The organism is Paenibacillus oralis (genome assembly GCF_003863965.1).
GTDB lineage: Bacteria > Bacillota > Bacilli > Paenibacillales > Paenibacillaceae > Fontibacillus > Fontibacillus oralis.
The window spans coordinates 2,174,082-2,197,268 of sequence record NZ_RRCN01000001.1 but is presented as its reverse complement, the minus strand read 5'-3'; the positions used below and the strand labels follow the sequence as shown (position 1 = coordinate 2,197,268).

18 protein-coding genes are annotated in these 23,187 nt (G+C 47.5%); 1 reads left to right on the top strand and 17 read right to left on the bottom strand.

What is annotated here, in order from left to right:
- Nucleotides 1–178 precede the first annotated feature (178 nt).
- On the top strand, nt 179–835 hold the full coding sequence (locus tag EHV15_RS10365) for an HD domain-containing protein (RefSeq protein ID WP_128631125.1): 657 nt from the start codon (nt 179–181) through the stop codon (nt 833–835).
- Between the two features lie 76 nt (nt 836–911).
- Here the strand turns inward: EHV15_RS10365 and EHV15_RS10360 are convergent, their stop codons facing one another.
- From EHV15_RS10360 to EHV15_RS10280, 17 genes are all read right to left on the bottom strand, one after another.
- The gene (locus tag EHV15_RS10360; RefSeq protein WP_128631124.1) at nt 912–1,646 is read right to left on the bottom strand and encodes a YheC/YheD family protein; all 735 of its coding nucleotides are present in this window, start codon (nt 1,644–1,646) and stop codon (nt 912–914) included.
- 76 nt (nt 1,647–1,722) lie between these two features.
- Entirely contained in the window at nt 1,723–2,112 is a 390-nt protein-coding gene (locus tag EHV15_RS10355; protein ID WP_128631123.1) for a YmaF family protein, read from the bottom strand.
- Nucleotides 2,113–2,306: 194 nt separating this feature from the next.
- Nucleotides 2,307–3,032 (bottom strand): RNA polymerase sigma-I factor, encoded by a 726-nt coding sequence (gene sigI, locus EHV15_RS10350; protein WP_128631122.1) that lies wholly within the window; start codon nt 3,030–3,032, stop codon nt 2,307–2,309.
- Between the two features lie 62 nt (nt 3,033–3,094).
- Nucleotides 3,095–7,165, bottom strand: a complete 4,071-nt coding sequence (locus tag EHV15_RS10345) for a glycosyl hydrolase (RefSeq protein ID WP_128631121.1) — start codon at nt 7,163–7,165, stop codon at nt 3,095–3,097.
- A 633-nt stretch (nt 7,166–7,798) separates the two neighbouring features.
- Nucleotides 7,799–8,014, bottom strand: a complete 216-nt coding sequence (locus tag EHV15_RS10340) for a hypothetical protein (RefSeq protein ID WP_128631120.1) — start codon at nt 8,012–8,014, stop codon at nt 7,799–7,801.
- Between the two features lie 142 nt (nt 8,015–8,156).
- On the bottom strand, nt 8,157–8,375 hold the full coding sequence (locus EHV15_RS10335) for a hypothetical protein (RefSeq protein WP_128631119.1): 219 nt from the start codon (nt 8,373–8,375) through the stop codon (nt 8,157–8,159).
- 540 nt (nt 8,376–8,915) lie between these two features.
- Nucleotides 8,916–9,521 carry a YitT family protein gene (locus tag EHV15_RS10330; RefSeq protein ID WP_128631118.1) on the bottom strand — a complete coding sequence of 202 codons (606 nt, stop codon included), beginning with the start codon at nt 9,519–9,521 and terminating at the stop codon, nt 8,916–8,918.
- Between the two features lie 23 nt (nt 9,522–9,544).
- Complete coding sequence (locus EHV15_RS10325; RefSeq protein WP_128631117.1) at nt 9,545–10,393, bottom strand: PRD domain-containing protein; 849 nt, start codon at nt 10,391–10,393, stop codon at nt 9,545–9,547.
- 33 nt (nt 10,394–10,426) lie between these two features.
- The gene (locus tag EHV15_RS10320) at nt 10,427–11,887 is read right to left on the bottom strand and encodes a glycoside hydrolase family 1 protein (RefSeq protein ID WP_178075812.1); all 1,461 of its coding nucleotides are present in this window, start codon (nt 11,885–11,887) and stop codon (nt 10,427–10,429) included.
- A 19-nt stretch (nt 11,888–11,906) separates the two neighbouring features.
- Entirely contained in the window at nt 11,907–13,772 is a 1,866-nt protein-coding gene (locus EHV15_RS10315) for a beta-glucoside-specific PTS transporter subunit IIABC (RefSeq protein WP_128631115.1), read from the bottom strand.
- 213 nt (nt 13,773–13,985) lie between these two features.
- Nucleotides 13,986–16,094 (bottom strand): RICIN domain-containing protein, encoded by a 2,109-nt coding sequence (locus EHV15_RS10310; protein WP_218571218.1) that lies wholly within the window; start codon nt 16,092–16,094, stop codon nt 13,986–13,988.
- A 280-nt stretch (nt 16,095–16,374) separates the two neighbouring features.
- Nucleotides 16,375–17,271 (bottom strand): glycine betaine ABC transporter substrate-binding protein, encoded by an 897-nt coding sequence (locus EHV15_RS10305; RefSeq protein ID WP_128635273.1) that lies wholly within the window; start codon nt 17,269–17,271, stop codon nt 16,375–16,377.
- 431 nt (nt 17,272–17,702) lie between these two features.
- Nucleotides 17,703–18,200, bottom strand: a complete 498-nt coding sequence (locus EHV15_RS10300; RefSeq protein ID WP_128631113.1) for a PTS sugar transporter subunit IIA — start codon at nt 18,198–18,200, stop codon at nt 17,703–17,705.
- Between the two features lie 21 nt (nt 18,201–18,221).
- Nucleotides 18,222–19,991: a sulfatase gene (locus EHV15_RS10295; RefSeq protein ID WP_128631112.1), complete on the bottom strand. Its 1,770-nt coding sequence runs from the start codon at nt 19,989–19,991 to the stop codon at nt 18,222–18,224.
- A 43-nt stretch (nt 19,992–20,034) separates the two neighbouring features.
- Entirely contained in the window at nt 20,035–21,408 is a 1,374-nt protein-coding gene (locus tag EHV15_RS10290; protein ID WP_128631111.1) for a PTS transporter subunit EIIC, read from the bottom strand.
- A gap of 238 nt (nt 21,409–21,646) precedes the next feature.
- Nucleotides 21,647–22,399, bottom strand: a complete 753-nt coding sequence (locus tag EHV15_RS10285) for a MurR/RpiR family transcriptional regulator (RefSeq protein ID WP_128631110.1) — start codon at nt 22,397–22,399, stop codon at nt 21,647–21,649.
- A gap of 27 nt (nt 22,400–22,426) precedes the next feature.
- On the bottom strand, nt 22,427–23,185 hold the full coding sequence (locus EHV15_RS10280; protein WP_128631109.1) for an ABC transporter ATP-binding protein: 759 nt from the start codon (nt 23,183–23,185) through the stop codon (nt 22,427–22,429).
- Nucleotides 23,186–23,187 lie beyond the last annotated feature (2 nt).

The window sequence follows — 23,187 nt, the reverse complement described above, 5'->3', positions numbered from 1 at the left end:
ATCCCTGGAGGAAGAACCATCCATCACTTTATCAAACAAAACTCGACAAAATCTCGACAAAAAAACAGCCCATCCATGTACAATACCTCATAGAAAATTTTTAAGGTACAGTCTCTAACGGGTCTATCAGGGGATATAATATATACTTAGTTTAGGAAAGAAATAAAGGAGTACATTTATGAAGCAAAATATCAAGGAACAGATCATCTCCCAAGCCGAAACCGATGTAAAAATAGCGCTCGAAAAGGAAAGCACCGGCCATGATTGGGGACACATTCAGCGTGTCACCCGGCTAGCCAGAACCATCGCCCTGCAGGAGGGCGCCGATCTGTATATTTGCCAGCTCGCCGCGCTTCTCCATGATCTGGCGGATGCCAAACTGAACCCCAGCGAGGAGTACGGTCTTCGGAAGGTAAGCGCTTGGTTAGAGGAGCATGACGTGGAGCCCGAAGATGCCGGGCACGTGATGGAGATCATCTCTACGATGTCTTTTAAGGGCGGAAATTCCAGCCCCATGAAAACCCTGGAAGGCCAAGTGGTGCAAGACGCCGACCGGTTGGACGCGATCGGGGCGATTGGCATCGCGCGCGTTTTTACCTATTCCGGGGCGAAGGGGAGAGCGATGCACGATCCTGAGGTGAAGCCGAGAGAAACCATGACGGAAAGCGAATATAGAAATGGGCAGGATACCGCAATCAATCACTTTTACGAAAAACTGTTGAAGTTGAAAGATCTGATGAACACCTCGTACGGAAAAGCGCTGGCGGAACAAAGACATCAATTTATGCTGGAGTATCTGGAGCAGTTTTACGCCGAGTGGGACGGGGAAAAATAGGAGATCACCGAAAGTCCGAGATACACGTAAAGAGGAACGTCCCGCTCCGTTAAAGAACAGGGCGGGCGATCCTCTTTTATGGTTTTTTCCCGATGCTTCGCTTGTTTTCCATAATAGTTCTAATCATGGTACGATCGGGGAGTTGAGTAAACAACCTATGGCCCGGATGTGAATTGGCTTCAATGATCCAAATGCGGCCATTCTCGTCTATGGCTAGATCAACGCCTAATTCATTAATCAAATGCCATTTATTAATCGTTCTGGCAATGGTCATGGACAGCCCCTCTATTTTGCGATAACAGGCGTCCACTTTGGTTTGGTTGTTGTGAAAAATGCTTAAGAGAACCTTTTGCAAAGGCTCCGCATGCCCCCCTTTAAGATAGTTGGTCACAAACTTGTGAGGAGCGGCAACACGGGCGGCCATCCCCGCAATAATCCAATGGTTCTTCGGCTTCTGCAGATATACACGGATATCGAAGATCATCCTATGATACTTCGCTAATCGCAGGCCCCTCTGTACCAAATACCGGTGCCTGGGTTTCCGATAGGAATGAATCGCTTTTATGACAGCGCCAGCTCCGACAATCTTCTGACTTGGACCGCAACGGACCTCATACCCCCCGCGCAATCTCTTGACACGGATGATTCCGCTGCCGCCGCTTCCCTGGTCAGGTTTTATGAAGACGGTGGAATAGTTTTTCAGCATTCGTAATGTGCTTGAATCCGTCATCCAGTGAGTTTCAGGCAAATACGCACGCAAGACAGGGTTCTGTAACATCTCCTGTTGCTTTCTCATTTTCCCAATGGCCATTGACATCCTCTTCTCTTGTTGGAGGGAACTTTCCGTCCCCTCCAGCTTATCAATTGCTGCGGGATCAGCAGGCCTTTTAATCGCCGGCGACTTCGTTTCCTGTATTTCCGCGGTAATAATGCGTATGCGGCATTGCGCCGTTAACTGTCGTCACCCCTTCAAAGTGATGAATATGGCCTCCGCCGGGAACGGGAATAGCCGGGCCGGTGACACCTGTAATCACGTGGGAATGCCCGTCATCAAATGACGTAACCGTATGGTAACGATGGGTATGCTGCACCCCGCTGGGGGCCGGCGCCGTCAAGCCCGCGTAGGCATGACGATGCCCCACGTCAAACGAAGTAACCCCCTTAAATTCGTGCGAGTGTACCGGTCTTCCTCCCCACGAAGTAATATACAGCTTATGCGAATGGCTTCCGTCCGAATCTGTGGATGATATCACAACTCCCTTGACCGGTATCTTCATGGAAAACCTCCTTTCCTTTCTGTTCACCATCTCATGGTTACTGTATGCCATACACCCAGAAATTCCTGTGCCATAGTCCAATGGAAGATGATATAGGCCTGGTTCAGGATACGGATATTGCCAAATCCGAAGTACTTAACGCAAAAAAGCGGCCCGCTAAGGCCGCTCTTCAACTTAAAATGATATTAAGCTCGTTACAACTGCTCTACATACCGCGTATCCTCTTCCATCCTTGTAAAAGAGATGCTCTCGCGAATTCTCGTAAAATCCTCGCAGCCGAAAATCAGGATTAGCGATATCAGATACTTCCGATTGCGTTCCAGCGTTTTTTTGCTAACGTTGATCTCTTTGGTCATAGCCTTCAAGGGAAGCTTCTTTTTGTGCAAAAGATCGTTCAGCCATTCCCGGTTGTTGCAAAAATGGCGGGCAATCCGCACCAGCATTTGCCGGGTATCCTGGTGACTTGGCATGATCTCTTCCAGCTCCCGAAGGCAGATACCGAATTCCCGAAGCCTTTCGTCATAGCTGACCAATTCCTCCGCCAGCGCCGCAGCTCGCTCCTGCCTTTCAAAGGCATCCAGCGAGCTCGCATTATCGGCAATGTACAGCATTTCCTTCCAATCGGCTTCGTTTTGGGAAATTTTTATTTTTTTCCGAAAATCATCGATCAATCGTCTGCGGATCATAAGAAACGCAAAATTATTAAATGTTTTCCCATACCCCGTACGGTATCGATCAACAGCTTCATTGAAAGCGATCAAACCTATGCTTGCTTCATCATCATTCCATCCAACTCTACGCTTGCAGACGTGTTTGACAACCTTCAATATAAAGGGCCGGTATTGACCAATTAGAGCCGACCGTGCCTGCTCATCGCCGCTGCGAATCTGCGGCAAGCATTCTTCGGATAAGTTGTTCATCTGGCAATCACTTTCCACTTTGTAATCACTTCATTTTTTTGTAGTGTGGTGGTTTATGACCATTAATTCGCTGTCGGTTCGGTTCCCCAAACAAGTACGCCATTCTGATACAACGTCACTTTCGTATGATCGGCATAGGAAGATTGCGTGCCTTTATACGAGTAATCATCACTTTCGTCATAGTTTGACCAGTCTGTTTTATTGATACGGGTTTGAATTTCACCCGTGCTGCCTCCAGGCGCCAACACGCCTGCATCCGGGTTGAAGCTGACTTCCAAATAATAATCGGCGCCGGGTACAGCTTCATCCATTTTGACCAGCTTGCCGTTCAGCTTCGAACAGCCCAGTGTTGCATAGTCGCAGTTGAATACCTGTGTACGTTCGCCGTCGATCGTGTAGTAATAACGGAGGGTCAACTCGCTGATCGGTACGGAGGTTGTACCTTTGTTTATAATTTGGAAATGCGGCTTAAAGTGATTGTCATTCACACTGGTATCCTGTGTGCGATACTGGAGCACCAGTCCCGCCCCCGGCTGCTGATCATCCGCTTTCGGCACCACGCTGACCGTGTTCGAAACCGTTTGGCCCGCATCGTTCTTCGCTACGACTTGGTAGTAGTACGTCGTGCCTGCCGTTACGTCTATATCCGTGTAGCTAGTGCCGTATACATCGCTCGTTACTGTCGCGAACGTGCCGTCTGCAGCCGTCGAACGCTTCACATCATAGCCTGCCGCATTCGCCGATGCTGTCCAGTTCAGCGTTACTTTCGCCGTTTCGCCCGCTGCGCTCAGCGTAAAGCTGCCCGGTACGGACGGCTGGTCGGATATGCCGTACGTTTTTAAGTTGGGCGGGAGCTTGTCCAACGTAACGACGTTCGGATGATTGTACACTTTTTGCAGATGCTCAAGGCTATTATGTTTGCCGTCTCTCAGGAAATCGCCATACCAAGTAGCGAACCAGCTCCAATGGGCTTGATACAGCTTCGCCAGATCAGGATCCGGAATAGCGCCGTTTTCGCTCATGGCAACGAGCTTTTTGTCCTTGCCCAAGGTAACAAGGTCTTCGTATTTGGCAATTTGCGGACTGTAGTCACCGGCTTGCGGGTAAGAGTCATAGCTTAAAATATCCACATACTCGTCCCCCGGATACCAATCGGGAGAAACGGAATTCCAGACCCAGATCAAATTGTTCAATTTGCACACATTCGTCAAACGGTCGTGCATCAAAATATATAATTCTTTGGCGGGTTCAGGACCTTTAGCGCCCCACCAGAACCACTTGCCTTCCGCTTCGTGCAAAGGACGGAACAGGACAGGCACTTTCGCATCCTGCAGCTTCTTCAATTGCTCGGCGATCACATCGATGTCGCGAACAAGCAGTTTATAATCTTCGGATTCCGGATGGTTCATCGCATATTCTACATCGAATGTAGTCGAATCGGTATAGAAGCCTCTCCACCATTCTTTTCCCGGCTCATCGATCAAATCCTTCGGCGCGTTCCAGTGCCATGCAAAGGAAACAATGCCCCCTTGCTTATCCCACTCAATCGCTTTTTCAATCTCTGTGGAAGTAGCACCACGTTCCACTCTGCTTGGCGAATAGTCGATCAGGTCAAGCGCCGCAATCGCCGGTTTTTTGCCTACATTGGCTTGCAGCCAATCAATTTCGGCGATATCCTCTTGACCGGCGAGGATATTCTGGCCGTATTGATCCACCAGATAGTTCATCAATGCTCTTGCTTCTACCGTCGCGTTCGGATTGGTGAGCGTTTTGGTGACCGCATGCGGCGGACGGTCGGCGGCAGGCTTCAGCTTGACGTAGTCGATATCGTACCAGCCCCAGCCCGTTTCAAAACCGATCGTATTCGCCCCTTTATTCAGCAGCAGCTTCCCACCGGAAGTTTCCGTAAAATCAGCCGATGTCCAAAGCACCAGCTCACCGGACGCTTTGCCGTTTAAAGAGAAATTCGTGCGTTTGTCGTCATAAGGAGAACGGTAGCCGATGGTAAGATCGTACAAGCCCGCCTCTGGAGCCTGGATCGTCATCGTCAGCGAATCCCCTGGATTGTGGAAATTCGTTACATAACCGGTGCCGGAGAAGCCGCTCCCGCTGGATGACACCGTGGTTCCCCCACTCAGCGTGCCGTCTTCGGCTTCATAGCGAACCGGGCCGTCTTTAGGCACCTGCGGAACCGCATTTACGACATTGGAGTCGGTCGTTCCCGCACTGTTGCTTGCGGTGACTTTGTAATAGTAAGAAGTATCGTTCGTTACGCTTGTATCCGTATAAGACGTTGCGGCCAAGTTGTAGGCTACTGTAGTAAACGGACCGTTTGCAGCCGTTGCCCGCTGTACGCTGTAACTCACAGCTCTGCTGGAAACGTCCCAGGACAAATCGACTTTCCCGTCGCCCGCTTCAGCTTTCAGCGTAAAGCTTCCGGGAGCCTCCTTAGGCGGCTCAGGATGATCACTGCCGGCAGTCAACACGATGTGATAAGCCGTCAAAGGCGGTACTGTATAGGTAAAGTGGTTGCCGGAAATTTGCGTGATCGGCGCTGCTTCTTTAATTTGCGAGCTGGTTTGGTCGAAGCCCCAAACTTTACCGGAACCGTAAGTCGTCCCGCCGGAAAGATTGAATTCGGCGTTGAGTGCGCTGTCCATGCTTTTATTCATGACTACGAGATGCAGTTCATTTGGGGCTGCATCCGTTACGGAAGCATGCACCGAACTATTTTCAATATCCGATGTTTGCGCTTTAACGCTGATATCGCCGAAAGTAGAGCGATTGCCGTCATAATTGCGGTAAAGCTTGTAAGCGGCGCTAACGTAATTGTTAGCCCCCTCCTTTAACCTCCAGTAGTCTGCCATGTAAACGCCGTTTTTGCCCAAGATGCCCAGCACGTCGGCCATAGCGATCCCACCGGAAATATCATTTTCGCCGCCGTAGCTATACTCGGTCAAAGCCAGTTTGGTTCCCGGGTAATACTTGTCTATCGACTGCTTCAATCGAGGCAGCAATGGCAAGTATGCGCTGTTCCATTGAGCGATCCAGCTATCTTCCTTGTAGGTCGGATCCCATAAAGTACGAGGCGCCTGCATTCTGGCTTTCTTCGTTTCGTCGTTGCCGACCTCATTCGTAATTCGGATGCCTCCGCCCATTGCTTCGGGATACCAGTGAACATCAAAAACATCCAGCAATCTTTTGCCCTCGGCTTCCGAACTAAGGCGCATTTGATCCAGGTAATAGTCCACGAACCAGCTGTAGCTGCCTTTTACGGAGTTCCAGTCAGGTGCGGATTGGAGATCCATATAGGCCGCAAAACCGTAAAGAACCGGGCCAAAAATTTCCGCCCCGGGGTCAACCGCTTTGACGGCTTTGGATAAACTTACCGCCCGGTCCACCAACTCTTTCGCTCCAACCGGTTCACCATGAATGCGCGGATGCGTATGCGGCCAGAGAGCCGGCTCATTGTCCAGCGAATATCCTTTTACACCCGTCTTTGTTGAAGAATCGCCATACTTATCCACCAAAAAGTTAACGAACTCATCCGTATAAACCTGATTGTCACTCAGGTCAGGCTGCAGTTCAAACGGCGCATTTTTAGCGTTTACGACTTGATCCCAACGAGCGGAAGGAGCCTTTTCGCTTTCCTGCACACTTCCGTTTCCATCCTTGGCCACATATCCGGCCATCGGCAGCGTGACTAAAGAATAGGCGCCAAGCTGCAGCGATTGATCATGGAACGAAGTCACCACCGCTCCAGGCTCGCCGCATTCGGCATCTGTCAGACCGCCATTGGTGCATAAAAAGTTATCGCTGGAGTGCTGCCAATCGCTGCCCGCATTGGACATATTGTTTTCCCAGTTGTAGCCGGTCAACCGATTGCCGCCAAGCCGTCTCGCCGTCAGATTTTCATCCCCTGCCAAATCCTGATTCGTACCGTATATATAAGGGCTGATAGGATTCCGATCCTTGGACGTATCGACTTGAATGGAAACGGTTTTTGCCGTTTGACCGTGAACTGTAGTTTGAGCCGGCAGTGCAACACTTAATGTAACCGCGCATGCCATGACGGCAGGCAGCCATTTGGAACGTTTGGACAAAATACCACTATTACTCTTTCTTTCCTTCATCCCGCTTTTTTCCTCCCTTCAATTTGAAAAGAGCGACACCCATACGGGCCCCGCTTCGTCAGGCTTTAAGGCTCCTGACCCCAAACGAGCTTATCGTTTTGGTACAGCGTCACCTTACTCCAATCCACAAATTTATCCCTCCCTTGATGTTCTGCATCATTAAATACAACGAATGCAACTTTTAACCAAGTCACCACCTTTCTCTGAAAGCCGTACATATTTCGATAGGTTTCCGCTACCTATTTATACGAAAAAAGGTAACGCTTTCGGTCCGTCCCGGCTTCATTTTTTTACAATTTATTACTCTATGATCTATATATAGATTTTATCGACGTTTTTTGTTAAGTTTTGAGATGTAATAGTTCTTTTTCATATAATTTCCACAATTTCTGTATAAAAATGATATAAAATGGGCTAAAAACGTTGCTCAAGATTTCCGTAACAGCTACCCGGAAATCTAACGGTTGTAATTTGAAATCAACGTTCTTGGAACAAATAACGCTTGTGGCAACCGTTAGAATACTGGTGGCTTTGAGGCAACGCTAGAGCGTTTTAGGAGTATTCGTTCACCTCGAATACGAGCAAGCAAAAAGCGACCGATTAAGGTCGCTTTCCAAACATTCGTTCGAGTTGTTACTCTATTGGTAGGCTTTCAACGGCTGTAAAAAACACATCTAGAAGTTCATTCTCAAAATTAGCTTTTACGTATTCAGAGATTTTGTCCAACTCTTCCTTGCTATCATACTCCAGGCATGGGCGCCCTTCGCTCCACAAAACCCTGCATTGAAAAAGGGCTTGAACACGTTCAATAATATAATCTTGCTCCACGGGTCCACGACGGACTGTCATGATCTTATGCTCCTCCAACGTTGTTTTATAGCGATTGCTACCCACTTTATTGTCTAAAATTTTAACATCTGTTTTCCGTGACATTTATCACTAACCTTACCACTTAGTCCTTGCTTGGATTCTTCACTAAATTGCGATTATATTACCGATAATTACCATAAAAGTAATGCTCAGGGAGGAGGTTTTTCCCTTCCTGCACACTTTTATTCACGATTTCAATCAGTTCTTCCGTCGTTCCGCCAATTTGTTCCGTGAGAACACCATCACCAAAATGTTCTTTCATTCGGGCGTCCAATTCTCTAAATTCCTTAGTATCGACACACATCAATACATTGGTAATTCCAATCACCAGTTGATCCAATAAGAAAACGCCTGACGGCGTCCTTTAAAGGCGGGGCGTAAACTTTCAACCCCATTCCCTCTTCTGTTCTTTGAGTAACCTTCCCTTTTTTCATGAACAGTACCGCCCAAGTACCTCGACCCTTTCCAATCTGTAGTCTACATCCAGTGGACGTTGCTCTAACGGACACCAGCGACCTTATCCGCCCATTTCCCGGGTATTTCCCAGGCTAACGGACACACCTGACCCTATTTCGCTCTAAACCCGTTCATCCAGGCCGATTTGAGGTAAATAAGAGCATCTATGTCCGTTACATTTTGCAAACCTCCGTTTTTCCCAAAATAACGTCTCTGGTGTCCCTTAGCCCCCAGATTCCCAGATTTCTCTTCTCCCCCTCTCTACCTGTACATCGCCCTCTACCACGCCCGAAATTTTATTAATTCTATAAGATTAAAAAAAGCCCAGTCCTCATACGGACCAGGCTTTGATTCTAACTTTTCACCCGCTATTTTCGGGCTCAATCTAAAAATCGGTGCTTGACGGCCGGCCAAAGAAATAAGGTTATTTCAGTCCGTTAGCCCGCCCAATGGCTCCGAATAGTTTTGATTTTGTAAAGTCCATCGTCCGTCCCATAATAAGAGATGCCAGGAATGTGAAAAATGCCGTTTTGATATCCATGATCATGGCTCCAAGTATAAGCACAACAAAATCAAATGCAATATGAATCGTGCCCATCTTTAGTTGAGGAAAATGAAGCTGAATTAACCGGCCTAACAGTCCAACCCCTCCGCTAGTCAGCCCTTGGCTAAAAACGATTCCCGACCCGAATCCCAAGCATGCCCCGCCAATCACAATGCCTAACCATAGCGGAGGGTGGACCCAATTTCGGATGGGATCGAGCAGGTCAAGGAAGACGGACAAAGCCCCCGCAACAATCATGGTCTGGATCACGAAAAAGCGGCCAATCCGTTTCCAAGCCAGCAATAGCAAAGGAATATTTAGAGCAAACACGACGATCCCCGGACTCCAATTTAAAGTATATAGCGTGAGAATCCCGATTCCCGGAAATCCTGTGCTAAATAAATGAACAGGAACGTATCCTACGTTGACGCCTAAACCCATAATAAAACAGCCAATGAACGAAATAATGATATTGCCCGCTTTCAATGTTAAAGATCCTCCGTTTAACTCTAAGCCAACTGGTTATAGGAGATCAGCCTGTGAATATGCACGGCCAGATAGGTGAGCTCCTCGTTTGGAATGTTTTTTCCGTATACCTGGTGAATATACTCCTTGATCTTAAAAGCCCCGTCCATCGCCTGCGGATACAGGCTGGCGATTTGCTCAAACAGGATGTTGTCCGTATTCTCCAGCATCTTATCCGTATAAAACCGCTCCACAAAAAACTTCACATGGGTTACAAAACGGGTATAATGAACGTTTTCCGTATCCATATCAATATTCATCGAATATCTCACCAGGTTGACGATGCTGCCGATCATTTTGGCCATCTTCATGCCGTCTTTGGATTCCTTCTCCCCGCTTTGGGCATTGATCAAATGAAAAGCGATGTTGGCCGCTTCCTCCTTGGGCATGTCGATCTGCAGCTTTTCTTTGATCAGCTCCAAGGAGAATAGCCCGATCTCAAATTCCTCGGCATAGTAATTTTTAATCTCCCAAAACACTTTGTTGGCAATCGCGATATTTTTAGACAACCTTTCCACCGCAAAATGCAAATGGTCCATAAGGGTAAAATAGATCCCCGTGTTGAGCTTGGTTTGCAGCTTCTTTTCCGCGTAAGCCACAATCTGCCCGGTCAGTTCCACGTATACCGGAGGAATAGCGTCCAATACGCCAAGATACTCTTTGACTTTGACATTTTCGATGGGCATGAAGATTTGGTCGGCTTGGTGCTCCTCGACGGTATTACCCGCTTTTTGGCCGTAGCCGATGCCTTTGCCAAACATAATGTACTCCTTGTTCTGCTCATCCTCCACCAAAACTACGCTGGAATTCAACACTTTTTTGATTTTGATCATCACGGGCCACCTTCCTTATCGAAAGATAGGGAATTAATCCAAATCCTCGCCATTGCTTTCAATCACTTTTTTGTACCAGTAAAAAGAATCCTTGCGGCTGCGCTGCAACGTGCCGTTCCCTTCGTCATCCTGATCGACATAAATAAATCCGTACCTTTTGGACATCTGGGACGTGGAAGCGCTGATGATATCAATCGGTCCCCAGCTGGTGTAGCCAAACAGGTCAACGCCGGCTTCCACCGCTTCCTTCATTTGTTTAAAGTGTTCCCTAAAATAATTGATCCGGTAGTCATCGTGGATAGAACCGTCGCTTTCTACCCGGTCCACGGCGCCCATGCCGTTTTCCACAATGAGCAGCGGTTTTTTATAGCGGTCGTATAACTCGATTAAGGAAATTTTCAGGCCCACCGGGTCGATTTGCCATCCCCAATCCGTTACGGGTAAATAAGGATTTTTCACCCCTGTGATCGTATTGCCCGACGTTCGCTCCAGTCCTTCTTTGGCGGACTCGGTCAACGACATATAGTAGCTGAAAGAAACAAAATCGACCGTGTGCTTCCGTAAAATCTCCCTATCTCCCGGTTCCATTTGCAGATGAATATTTTTCTGCTCGAGCATGGTTTCGATCAGGGGCGGGTATTCTCCAAATACCTGCACATCCGCGTAAAAATAAGTGTGCAAATTCCTCATCAGCGTAATTTCCACATCTTTGGGATGGCACGTATTCGGATAGGTCGTCAGCATCGTCAGCATGCAGCCTACCTGGCTGCCCGGAATGATGCGGTGGCAATCCGCGGTCACCAGCGCCGAGGCGACAAACTGGTGATGCAGCGCCTGATAAATAGTTTCCTCCACCTTGCCCTCCGGACAACGCTCCGGGACAATGCCCGCGGTTGTGAAAGGATGGCGGATGATGCTGTCGATTTCGTTAAAGGTCAGCCAATATTTCACCAGGTCCTTATAACGCGAGAAGCAGACATTACTAAATTTCACGAAATAATCAATGACCTTTCTTTCCACCCACCCGTTGTATTTGACGCTTAAAGCAAGGGGCATTTCATAGTGGGAAAGCGTGACGATCGGTTCGATGCCGAGCCGTCTCATTTCCGTGAACAAACCGTCATAAAACTTCAGCCCCAATTCATTGGGCTCGTTCTCTTCACCGGTCGGAAAAATCCGGCTCCAGGCGATCGAAACGCGCAGCGCCTTGAAGCCCATTTCAGCAAACAGCGCCAAATCCTCCTTATACCGATGATAAAAATCGATCCCTCTGCGTTTCGGATATTTTTTGACGTCCGGATCTTGCATCGCCCGTTCAATCATTTCGGTGGTAACGACCTGGTGCGCTTCGTAATCCTCAACATTTAAATGGGGTCTGTACATGGCTATGTCAGCGACGGACGGACCTTTCCCATCCACGTTCCAAGCACCTTCCGCCTGATTGGCGGCAATGGCGCCGCCCCATAAAAAGTTCTCCTGAAATCCTTTGCTCATTTCTATTCTCTCCCTTGGTTTAATTTTCTAAAGCGGTTACAACCATCAAAGTATCCTGGCGGTTCACCTGCTTCAAATCCGCAACCTCTACCGCGTATTTGTCCTTATTGGTCACGATGGCGATGGTTACCGGATCGAAGCCTTCTTCAATAATCTTTTCAAGATCGAACTTCAGCAACAAATCGCCGGCTTTCACTTCATCTCCGACCTTCACCTGGGGCTCAAAATATTTGCCCCGCAACCTAACGGTATCGATCCCTACATGGAACAACAGCTCGATGCCGTTCGCCGTACTCATGGCCATCGCATGGTTTCTGCTGTAAATCACTTCAATTTTGCCGTCCACGGGCGCGTACAATTCGCCTTTGGCGGGAATCACGGCAACCCCCTCGCCCATCGCTTTGCTGGAAAAGACCTCATCCTTCACTTCGGACAAAGGAATCATTTCCCCGATCACCGGGCTTTTGAACTCTTTTACCGTGGTAAGCTGGTTAGCAGGTTGCCGCTCTTCCGCTTTGGCTTTGTTGTCTTTGCCAAGCACAAAGGCCGAAACGAAGGCAACCACAAAGGAAATAACGAGCGCGATGACGGCATTAATGATATTCCGCGGCAGCTCTTCCGAAATAAACATGGACAAACTGGCTAATCCAGGTCCGACCAGCACATAAGCCTGCAGGCCGACGATGCCGGTAAACGCCCCGCCGATAAGAGAACTGAACATGACGCTGCCGAGCACTTTTTTATTTTGCAGGGTGACCCCGTACAAGGCCGGTTCCGTGATGCCGAACAAGGCGGAAATTCCGGCGGAAATCGCCGTGGCTCTTAGCGCTTTATCCTTGGTCCGCACCGCAACGGCGAAGCAGGCGCCGCTTTCGGCGATATTGTGGGCAAGCGAAGCGGGCATATAGAGCAATTCCTTGCCGGTGCTTCCCATCGCGGAGAGAGCGTAAGGAATGAGCGCTTTGTGCATGCCGACGGATACCATCAGCGGCAATACGGCGGCCAAGAGCGCTACGGCAATCCAGCCCACTTTATCGAACAGGGTTAAGATAATGGATGAGAAACCTTCGCCGAGCGTATAGCCGAGCGGACCCAAAATGAGCAAAGAAACCGGAACGGTAATGAGCAGCGACATCATCGGGACAAAAAAGATCCGGATCACCTTCGGCGATATTCGCGTAAACCATTTTTCCATTTGGGCATAAAGCAAGACGGTCAGAATCGCCGGGAAGACCTGATAGGCATAGGCGATGCTTTTGATCTGAAGGCCGAACAACTGGGCGCCTTCCCCGAGCATGGCCGTCATGTTCGGCAGAAGCAAAGCGCCGACGGCAGCCAGGGCCACCAAAGTATTTACTTTCAGTTTGTTGGCGGTGGTAACGGCCACTAGTAATGGAAGAAAGTACAGAGCCGCGTCGCCAATTTGCACCAAGATTTTATAAGTGTGGCCGTCCGGGTCCAAAACATTCATTAACCCGAGCAGCAGCAACAACGACTTTAACATCCCGGCCCCGGCAATCGCCGGAATCAGCGGCTGAAACACACCGACGATAAAATCCAAAATAACGCTGCCAAGCTTTCTCTTTTCTTTCGGTTTAGCTTCGGATGCCGCAGCAGCAGCGGATTCCGAGTTCGGGTTCGCCGAGCCCAGCAACTGATTAACCGCATCATAAACTTCAACCACTTCATTCCCAATGACGACCTGGCACTGGCCTGTCATTTTTACGGCAATCACGCCGGGAATGCTTTCAAGCTGTTTGACATCAGCTTTACTGTTGTCGATCAAGGAAAAACGCAGTCTTGTCGAGCAATGTTCAAAATGGGCGATGTTCTCCTTGCCGCCTACATACTTCAGAACTTCCGCGGCAGTCTGTTTGTAATTCATGTCCAATGCCCCTTCCTTTTGTAAATTTGCGAAAGTAAGCCGGCTTTTATACAAATAAAAAAGGACCTAAAACGACAAATAAAAGATTTGTCATTTTAGATCCTGCCTGCTTTACCAGTCACATGTCTAATGGGTGTATTCGATTAATTGAAATTATATATCAAGATTTTGAAAGCGTCAACATGGATGTCTTATAATAACCTCACGGTTTTTCTATTTTGAGCCCCAGATCGACTCGTTATTGCTTCCGATCAACGAGAAGGTCATCACTTCATTGTGGCTGGAGAGCTCATTTCTTTGCTTGAAGAACACGCCTTTATAGGTCACTCCATTAATGACCATGGAGCAGTAATAAGTCCCGGAAGTGTAAGACCAAGTGCCCGTCACATTGCCTGTTATGGTGCCGTTTGCGTTCAAAGTTACGCTTTGGGTAGGCAGCATGCCCACACCGGATGTCGAAGCGTCAAGCCCCATTTTGACGAATTGATAGGTCCCCGTCATATCATTCATGCTGTATCCCGTAGAAGAAATGCTGCTTCCCAGGAATTCGTATACCGCTGTGACAGGCCACTTATCCGCATTCATGAATTGTTGATGCGCCCGAACCTCATGCCCTTCGGTTCCGTTATTGAAGCGGGTATGGTAAATCAGGTACCGCAATCCGTCCGTATCAATCAGTGCCGAATTATGCCCTCCCGATTTGTAACCTAGCGGGATTCCCGAGAGCTGATAATTTCCGAACAGTTTAATACCGTGATTGCCTTGATTGATTGAAGCGGAAGGATACACGGCTTGGTTGCCGGCGGCATCCGTGTACGGTCCGTCAATCGCGGTGGACCGGTATAACCGGATGTGATAGCCGCCCATATTTGCCAATCCCCCATACGTTACATACAGGTAGTAATAACCTGCGGCTTTGTCATAGACAATATAAGGGGCCTCCCCCGATTTTCCGTAACCGCCCGCAATGCGTTTGCCGAAATAACGATCCGTATTGCCGCTGTCCGCCCCGGGATAATAGGGCTTACCCGTCTCGGGATTAAGCTGAAGCATATAAATGCCGCCGGACCAGGACCCGTAACTCATCCATAGTCTGCCTGAAGCATCGTAAATCAGGGAAGGGTCGATGGCGTTCGGGAACAGCGAGTTGTTATAGCCGCCGCTGCTTGAGAACCAGCCGCTTCGGACTCCCGATAGGGTACCGTTGTCGATCAGATCCGGGATGTTGGTATTTTGATACCACGTATTCACGGTTTTGGTCCCGAGCGGCGACGTGGTGGTAATGGGGTTGCTGGCACGGGTAAATCCGGAATAAACAATAGTATCTACATATTCGTACGGACCTGTTATGGACTTGGACACGCCAAATCCAATGGCGGAACGAATGTAGGTCGATGATGTACTGTAATACAACATATAAGCGCCCTTGGAACCGTCCGCCCATACATAGGATGGGTTATAAATCACATCCGGCGCCCATACCGCGTGACCGCCCGAGCTATCCTGATCATTATAACCCGCCCATGCAAAAGATGGCGCGAGCGCAGAGAGCAGTGGCGCGCCCGAGCTTCTGGATGCGTTCCCCGTGCCGCCCGCTTTGATCAGTTTCCATTTTTGCATGTCTCCGCCCCAGTAATTCCACTGCTGGACGTTGGCGCCCGCAGATGTGCTCCCGTCAGCGACATCCAGCGCAGAAGTATACCCCGATGCTTTGGTCAGGAAAGCAACCGTTCCATCTTCATTCTGCTGAATTCGGAACAATTGCATGGCGCCGCCCCAGTATGCCCATTGCTCAATGTTGGTGCCATCGGCGGCCGATCCGCTGTTGACGTCAATGCTGCTCTTATAGGAAGAGTTGGCCGTCAGAATGTAATAATCTCCATTGCTGTGATGCATGATTCTGAACTTCTGCGCATCGGAACCGTTGTAGGACCATTGCCGAATATTCGTTCCGTCGGCCGCCGCCCCATCAGCTACATCAAGATACAAGCCGCTATTTTTATTTTTGATATAATAATACCCCTCAAAGGTTGATGGTGCATACAGACTCCGATTGGTATAACCCTGGGTTCCGACATTAGACCAGTTTCTCAGATCCGTACTGCCGGCCTGAGCCAAATGGGAACCGAAAACGTAATATTTGTTCGTTGAAGAATCGTAGTAAATGGATGGATCGTGCACAGATACCCTCGTTGTGTTTGAGGTGGTCGATGAACTGGCTGCAGCAAATGCACTTCCGCTGCTTATACTGGCTGCAAGAAGCACAAATATGATAGTCAGAGTGCCCAGCTTGCCCCACACATTTCGAATCAAATGCATCATAAGATATTCTCCCTTCATGATATATTAAGCGCTTTCAAACCTGAATAGAATGACATCGATTTAGGATGCGTATCACCTCATTTCATCCATAATTTTTATATTGATGGCAAAAACTAGATATGTATACATAATAAACTTAACTTCATGTCGAAGTAAGTCATTTATTGCCGATAACCTAAAAGAATAGGTAATAGGACGGGAAAATCCAGCAGGCGTTAACAAAAAAAAGGCACCCCTGAACCATGAACCTTCAGGGATACCTTCCATATTGGATATTTTTTTAAGACTGCAAATCTTCGATCGAATTCACATCTTCCATATAAGCAGGTACGGCCAAACCGGATTTTACATGAACCATATTTGCACCAAGATCATCGAGCCGGTCGCCGTATTTCTCCCAATAATCCGCATGGGTCACCGGCAGCCAAGCCGCTACAATTGCGTCCACGTCACCGTTGGCAACGCCGATCCACATCGGTCCGATTTCAACCTGCAAAGCTTCTGCCGTGTACCCCAGCTTCTCATCAAGCACGTAGCGAACTACGTTTGTACTTGCAAGCTCAGAATCCCACGCTACATAACTGAGGGTAAAGGGATCTCCATCTACGGGTTCCAATCCGTCAATCCACGCTTGGACTTTAGCTTCGTGTTCATCAACCCATTTTGCTGCTGCCGCTCCCGGCTCCATCCCATTCTGAATATCTATCATCACTTCACCCATATCATCGGACGTCCAGTTAAAACGGTCCAGAAATTCATAGGCTACCGGGTGATCCTCCTGCAGTCCGAGACGTGCTATGGTGTGAATCTCTTCAGGTTCTCCATAAGTCAGCTTCGGATCATCCAAGTATTTCAAATCATAGGTATTAAACATCCAGTGCGGAGACCAGGCAACAATGACAATCGGTTCTTTATTTTTGTAAGCTGTATCGAGCTGGGCTGTCATGCCCGCCGCTGAGCTTTCCGTCAAGGTCCAATCGGACAAATCATAATCTTCCATGGCCTGGGCCGTCAATCTCATCAGGCCCGAACCTGGATCCGTTCCTGTTATTTTATAATCAACCTGCTCTCCGACAGGCACTTTGTTCTCGCCCGTGGCCGCATTGGAGGAACACGCTCCTAACGCGAGTACTGCAGCCAAACTTGTCAACACCATCCATTTTTTGGTTTTGTTCATCATGTTTTTCTCCTTTGTAACAGTCGTTTAGATGCCGGCGTTACATTCTGCAGAAGTGTAGACAACATTTGACGAAATGCGACGGTCGCTTTGTCAATTCAACAACACCGTCATGATAACAAATAATGAAATCGATCTCAAATAAAAAAAGCGTTCGTTGTGAACGTACAGAAAATACTGTATAAACCGAACTTCAATATGTTGTGATATGCTCTCATATCCTCTCTTATCCTGCAGATTCATCCCCGAAAAAGTAAACTTAAAAATTTTTAAACTTTTTTAGTATTTTCAATCATTTAGGTGTGCGAAAGCCTCCTTTCTGCATACGTTCATGACAGATCAGGAGGCCATTTTCCCTCTATATTCGCTTTGCTAAATTTATGGAAGTTCCCGGAGACTTGACTTCTCGTGTTTATTAATGGGCTAAACGCTCAAGCAAGTTTAACGGTAAGAACAGGATCTTGGCCGGCAGAAATTGGCCCTTCATGCGTTTCAACCTCCAGAACGGCATCGATGCCAACGGGGACGATGACAGGTGTAATAATCGGAAGTCCCGCCGCCTTTATGCGTTCGATATCAAATTCCAAGAGAACTTGGCCGGTTTTTACCCGCTCTCCTGTTTCCACTCGGGGAGTAAAGCCTTCTCCCTTCAGCGAAACGGTATCCATCCCGACATGGATCAGAATTTGCGCGCCCGAATCGTGTTCAAGAACAATGGCGTGCTTGGAGTTGATAAGGTGGGCGATTACTCCGTCAAAAGGCGAGAAGACCTTTCCTTCCGTCGGCTCGATCGCTATTCCCTCACCCATCATACGCTGCGAAAACGCCTCATCCGGGACTCTATCCAGCGGCACCGCACGTCCGCTCAAAGGAGCCATGACAACCAAATCCGCGGTTTTCTTTCTGCTCTTTTGCATCCAAGACAACATAACATTTTTCTCCTGTTCGATTTAATCTATCCTCATGGCTAAGTTTAATTGGTAATAAATAAACGCTTGTTTATCCTTTGCAATATGATCGCTTACCCACTTCTGCAAATCGTCAGCAGATACCGGTTGGCTTCGGCCGGTAAAATCGTTTTTCAAAGCCTCTTGCTGTAAGGGGTCTTTCAGCCTTTTTTCCAGGACCAAATACCCTTCTTTGGAACTTCGGTTCATAAAGGTCAGCCCGCTTACCGATAATTGATCCTGCGCTTCTTGATGCTTGTGCTCGTTTATTACATCTTCTATAGTCTGAATCCGATCCAAGCCGTAGTAGGCATAAAGCTCTGGCGGTGCCTCATTTTCCTTCATCAACTGCTTCATTTTTGTGATTAACTCAAACTCTTTGCTGCAATCATCGAGCGGTTGCAGTTGTTTAGGATCGTTTTTGTAATGGAAAAGCTTATTCCCGAATCTTTGATAATTTTCCGCCATGATATCGCTCGATCTGATTTTCAAGACGCTGATCCCTTTTGTGAACGCAAAAGAATCCTCCAATGAAATGTTGGATAGTTCTTCTTTGGTAAAGCGCCGATTAATACGCATCGGTGATAATGTATACTCATGCAAAAGCTCTTCGCCATTCGGCTTTGGCGCCCGCATGTACACGTACTCGCCATCGGCAATATTAATGTTGCTGCCGAAATAGCCAAACAACACGGCATCATGATTGGATTTCGAATTGTTAATGATGCTCCCTAACGGCTTCCCTTTCATATGCTCAGGCCGGTCCATACCAAAAAATTCAAGGATGGTTGCCGGGATATCGATCGTTTGACTCAACTGATCTCTGCTTATCCCTTGCTGTTTCTGTCGAGGGTCCCAGATAAAAAACGGAATATTGGCGATCTCATTATAAACGGGCATAATGTTTTTTCCCCACCATTCATGTTCACCAAGCATAAAACCATGGTCGGTATTAACAATGAGCATCGTGTCATCCCACAAGTTCGCTTCATCCATAAAATCCAGCACTTTCCCCAGATAATCATCACACATCGTAATTAAGGCTTTATAGTAACCTAAAATCATGGCCCTTTTCTCAGGTGAAAAATCATCGTAAGTGTACGTTAGCCAACCATCAAATGTTTCCGGGACATTGTACATATCCAGATATTTTTTGGGCACAAAAAAGGGTTCATGCGGATCGAAACACTCAATTTGCAAAAACCATTGATCGGCATTTTTATTTTCCCTTAGAAAGTCCAGTCCCGCTTCCACCGTTCGGTGTAAAGGATGGTCCTCTACGCGGGTCATGTAACGCCGGTTCACCATATCTTGTGAGATACTGGCTAATTTCCTTTTCTTCTGTTCGGCATTAAGGTTTTCCAAACCGGCAACATCTACGTTTTTATCCACCTTGGCTTTCCAACTGTCGCCCTCCTGGCCCCGTATGAATTCATAAGAGGAATAGCGAGGGTGATACGTTGCTCCGCCGTCACGCCAATAATGTTTATGATCGGTTACTAAATGGGTATAAACCCCGTTCGCTTTTAAAATTTCCGGTGCTGAATCATCAAACGGTTCGACAGGCCCCCAGCCCCGATGCAGAAAGTTATATCGGCCCGTATGCAGCTCACGGCGTGCAGGCATGCACGGTAAACTCCCCGTAAAAAAATGATCAAACCGCACGGATTTTTCCGCCAGCCTGTCAAAGTTCGGAGTCATCGTATCTGTTGCGCCGTACGGAGTAAGATAGTCCTTTCTAAGGGTATCAAACATCACTTGAATGGCCTTCATTTTTTGTTCCACTCCTTTTATCTATAGAAAAAAGTAATGTTTGTCAGCTATATCGTTTTGCTTTCCCAACGACATAGGTAAGGACGAATGCGGCACAGCATCCGATAACATAACTGATCAAGTACTGCAAGTAATCGCCATTAGCGATTAATGGAATGGCCGACATCCCTGCGGAACCAAACGCGGTAGAATTGACATCGAAAAGCCGAATCATGATTCCGCCGATCCCTGCTCCAATGGAACCGGTGATAAAACCGAATCCTGAGGGAAGCACCACCCCATACATGGTTGGCTCGCCTACCGCCAGGAAGGATGTCGGAATCGCCCCCTTGGCGATTTCTTTCGTCTTCTTGTTCTTTGTTAGAAAATAAATCGCCAAACCGGCGCCGACCATACCGGCATTGCTCATGATTTGCACCGGGAATACAGGGTCGACCCCCAGGGTATTAAGCAACTCCGCATGAATCGCGGAGAGACTATGATGAAGCCCCGTTGCAATTAATGAAGGGAACAACGCCGCTAAAACGAACCCTCCTAATATTCCGCTAAACTCCAGCAATGCGAGAATTCCATTAATAATCCAGTCAGACAGAATTCCTGCAAGAGGCATCACGGTTAATAAGAAAATGGCTGAGGTAATTAGCAACGTTAAAGTTGGCGTGACGACGACATCCAAAATATTCGGGACTACCTTTCTTAGCAGTTTTTGAATGACAGATAGGAGATATACGCCGAAGATAACGCCAAAGAGCCCCCCTTGTCCATTCGAAAGACCCAAGTCTCCGAGAAGCGATCCCGAGATTGAAACCGCACCCAAGACTCCGCCAAGAATCATATCCGTTTTAAATTCCCTGGCAGCCATGATACCGGTATAAATCGCGAGAAATGAAAATGTAGCCGCGCCAAGAATAGATAATAATGTGCTCAGTTGCAGGATATGCCAGGAATCTAAAACGACTTGTTGAGCCGTTAAGGCATCCGTTCCCTTAATCCCTAATTCGGCCGCTCTCTGTGCAGCGGAATTTGTAATCATATTGTTTACCCCTTGGATAATTCCAGAGGCGATGATCCCCGGCAGAATCGGTACAAAGATATTGGATATCATCTTTAGGAAACCTTTTTTCTTTTCTTTACTTTCTTCCGGCTCCGTGACCTTATTTTCGATAGATGATGAATTTATAATCTTCTCCATCTCTTCTCTAACTTTGTTGCTGTGACCGGGTCCGACGACAATTTGTGTACTGTCCTCCTCTATAATTCCCAATACACCTTTAAGTTCTTTAATTTTTTCCAGCTCTACCTTCGAGTTATCTTTGTACTTTATCCTGACTCTCGTCATACAGTTTGTAAGACTATCAAAGTTGCCGGAGCCCCCCGATAGCTCTACGATCTGCCCAGCTAATGTTTTGTCATCCATGCAGGTGACTTCCCCTTTCCAAGTTACATTATCAGCTTTTGAAGCGCTTTCGAGCCAATTATAAATGAATCACCGACAATAGATAAGTCATTTGCGCCATGTTGGGAAACGGTTTCATCGATTGGGAAAATTCTATGGGCTGCTCCCCCCTTAAGGCTGCCAAACGCAAAAACGCCTTTAAGGATAGCCCATATCTTATGACATGGTAGTATCACTTAAAGGTGCTGGAGGATTCCCTTTACATTTTGTATTTAATATAACTGTAGGCCAGCATTTCAATTACTACATGGTAAGTACTGTTCAAATTCAGCATCGTCATACTAGAGGGTTCAACCTGGGTTGAAATATGGAATGTCGAATGATGAGCCAACCAATTATTATCATCAGCGGTGATTGAAAGTATTTTTACATTTTTCAGAATTGGTGTGGTGAGGGCTTCTTTAAGCGTCAGGTTATTTCCGGACTGAGAGAAAATAATCAGTAAATCACTTTCATCCATTCGTTCAATTAGGATTTGATACAGATTGTTTTGCATGCCGATCGGAAGAACCTGCATTTCTTTCCCGATCCCTAAAAAAACTCTTTGCATTTCTGCGGCTAGGAGTTGCTGTGCCAGCCCTGTTCCGATCAAGTAAATATGTTCACTTTCATCAATGGCCTTGTGAATCTCATGAAGATTTATATCTTTTATATGTTCCAGTGTATTATTGATACTGTTACGGATATATTCGCCAAAATCACTATGCGCAATCGGACTCTCGGAAAAAAAATTTCCCCACTTCATAAAATTTTTCAGTTCGGTAAATCCGGAGAATCCCAACTTTTGCGCAAATCTTAGTACCGATGATTTGGAAGTCAGGCTTTGGTTAGCAAGTTCCGTGATACTTAATTTCGGAATTAATTCCTTATTGCTTAAAATAAATTTTGCCAGGAATATATCTCCTTCACTAAACGTACTATACTTTTCACTTATTAGATTTTCAATTTTCATTGTATGCTCCTCTCCCTTAACAACAAATCATATTCCTATTTCCCTCATTTTTACCGTTACTTTCTCGACCCTGCCCTCCATATTCGTCCCACCAAACTTCGGAAGTTTCAGATCGCTTACGATGGTTCCGTCGCGCATAAACATAATACGCTCCGTCCGCGCCGCAACCTTGGCGTCGTGGGTTACTAGCATAACCGCAGTACCCTCCGCGTTGATCTCGGAAAGTAGGTCCATAATCTCCTGCGCGGATTGTGAGTTGAGCGCACCCGTAGGCTCGTCACCGAAAATAATTCTCGGGCTGTTCATCAGCGCGCGGCATATTCCCGCTCGCTGAAGCTGGCCTCCCGAAACCTGGGTAATGTCACGCTTTTCAAGCTCTGAAATACCAACCCTTTTCATAAGCGCTCTTGCTTTTTCCGTCATTTTTGCGGCGTTTTTTCGATTGCCCCGCATGGCCGGAAGAATGATGTTGTCGAGGATATTCAGATTTTTCAGCATCGTCGGCTGTTGGAACACAAATCCCATTTTTGTTCTGCGGAGATCCGCCAGCTCATTCTCCCCGATCCCCGATAAGTCCCGGCCGTCGACCACGACTTTTCCGCCGTCAACACTCTCCGTCCCGCTCAGCGCGAACATCAGCGTGGATTTTCCCGAGCCCGAAGGCCCCATTACTGCCACGAACTCACCCTCGTGTATCTCCACAGAAACGCCATCGAGAACATTGCGCTTTTCATCGCCCTCACCGAAAGATTTAATGACATGATCACCGATAATAATCTTCTTCATAC

Coding starts and splice junctions, on each gene's coding strand:
- EHV15_RS10365 (WP_128631125.1), top strand. CDS start 179: ATGAAGCAAAATATCAAGGAACAGATCATCTCCCAAGCCGAAACCGAT.
- EHV15_RS10360 (WP_128631124.1), bottom strand. CDS start 1,646: ATGGCCATTGGGAAAATGAGAAAGCAACAGGAGATGTTACAGAACCCT.
- EHV15_RS10355 (WP_128631123.1), bottom strand. CDS start 2,112: ATGAAGATACCGGTCAAGGGAGTTGTGATATCATCCACAGATTCGGAC.
- sigI (WP_128631122.1), bottom strand. CDS start 3,032: ATGAACAACTTATCCGAAGAATGCTTGCCGCAGATTCGCAGCGGCGAT.
- EHV15_RS10345 (WP_128631121.1), bottom strand. CDS start 7,165: ATGAAGGAAAGAAAGAGTAATAGTGGTATTTTGTCCAAACGTTCCAAA.
- EHV15_RS10340 (WP_128631120.1), bottom strand. CDS start 8,014: ATGACAGTCCGTCGTGGACCCGTGGAGCAAGATTATATTATTGAACGT.
- EHV15_RS10325 (WP_128631117.1), bottom strand. CDS start 10,393: ATGATCAAAATCAAAAAAGTGTTGAATTCCAGCGTAGTTTTGGTGGAG.
- EHV15_RS10320 (WP_178075812.1), bottom strand. CDS start 11,887: ATGAGCAAAGGATTTCAGGAGAACTTTTTATGGGGCGGCGCCATTGCC.
- EHV15_RS10315 (WP_128631115.1), bottom strand. CDS start 13,772: ATGAATTACAAACAGACTGCCGCGGAAGTTCTGAAGTATGTAGGCGGC.
- EHV15_RS10310 (WP_218571218.1), bottom strand. CDS start 16,094: ATGATGCATTTGATTCGAAATGTGTGGGGCAAGCTGGGCACTCTGACT.
- EHV15_RS10305 (WP_128635273.1), bottom strand. CDS start 17,271: ATGAACAAAACCAAAAAATGGATGGTGTTGACAAGTTTGGCTGCAGTA.
- EHV15_RS10300 (WP_128631113.1), bottom strand. CDS start 18,200: ATGTTGTCTTGGATGCAAAAGAGCAGAAAGAAAACCGCGGATTTGGTT.
- EHV15_RS10295 (WP_128631112.1), bottom strand. CDS start 19,991: ATGAAGGCCATTCAAGTGATGTTTGATACCCTTAGAAAGGACTATCTT.
- EHV15_RS10290 (WP_128631111.1), bottom strand. CDS start 21,408: ATGGATGACAAAACATTAGCTGGGCAGATCGTAGAGCTATCGGGGGGC.
- EHV15_RS10285 (WP_128631110.1), bottom strand. CDS start 22,399: ATGAAAATTGAAAATCTAATAAGTGAAAAGTATAGTACGTTTAGTGAA.
- EHV15_RS10280 (WP_128631109.1), bottom strand. CDS start 23,185: ATGAAGAAGATTATTATCGGTGATCATGTCATTAAATCTTTCGGTGAG.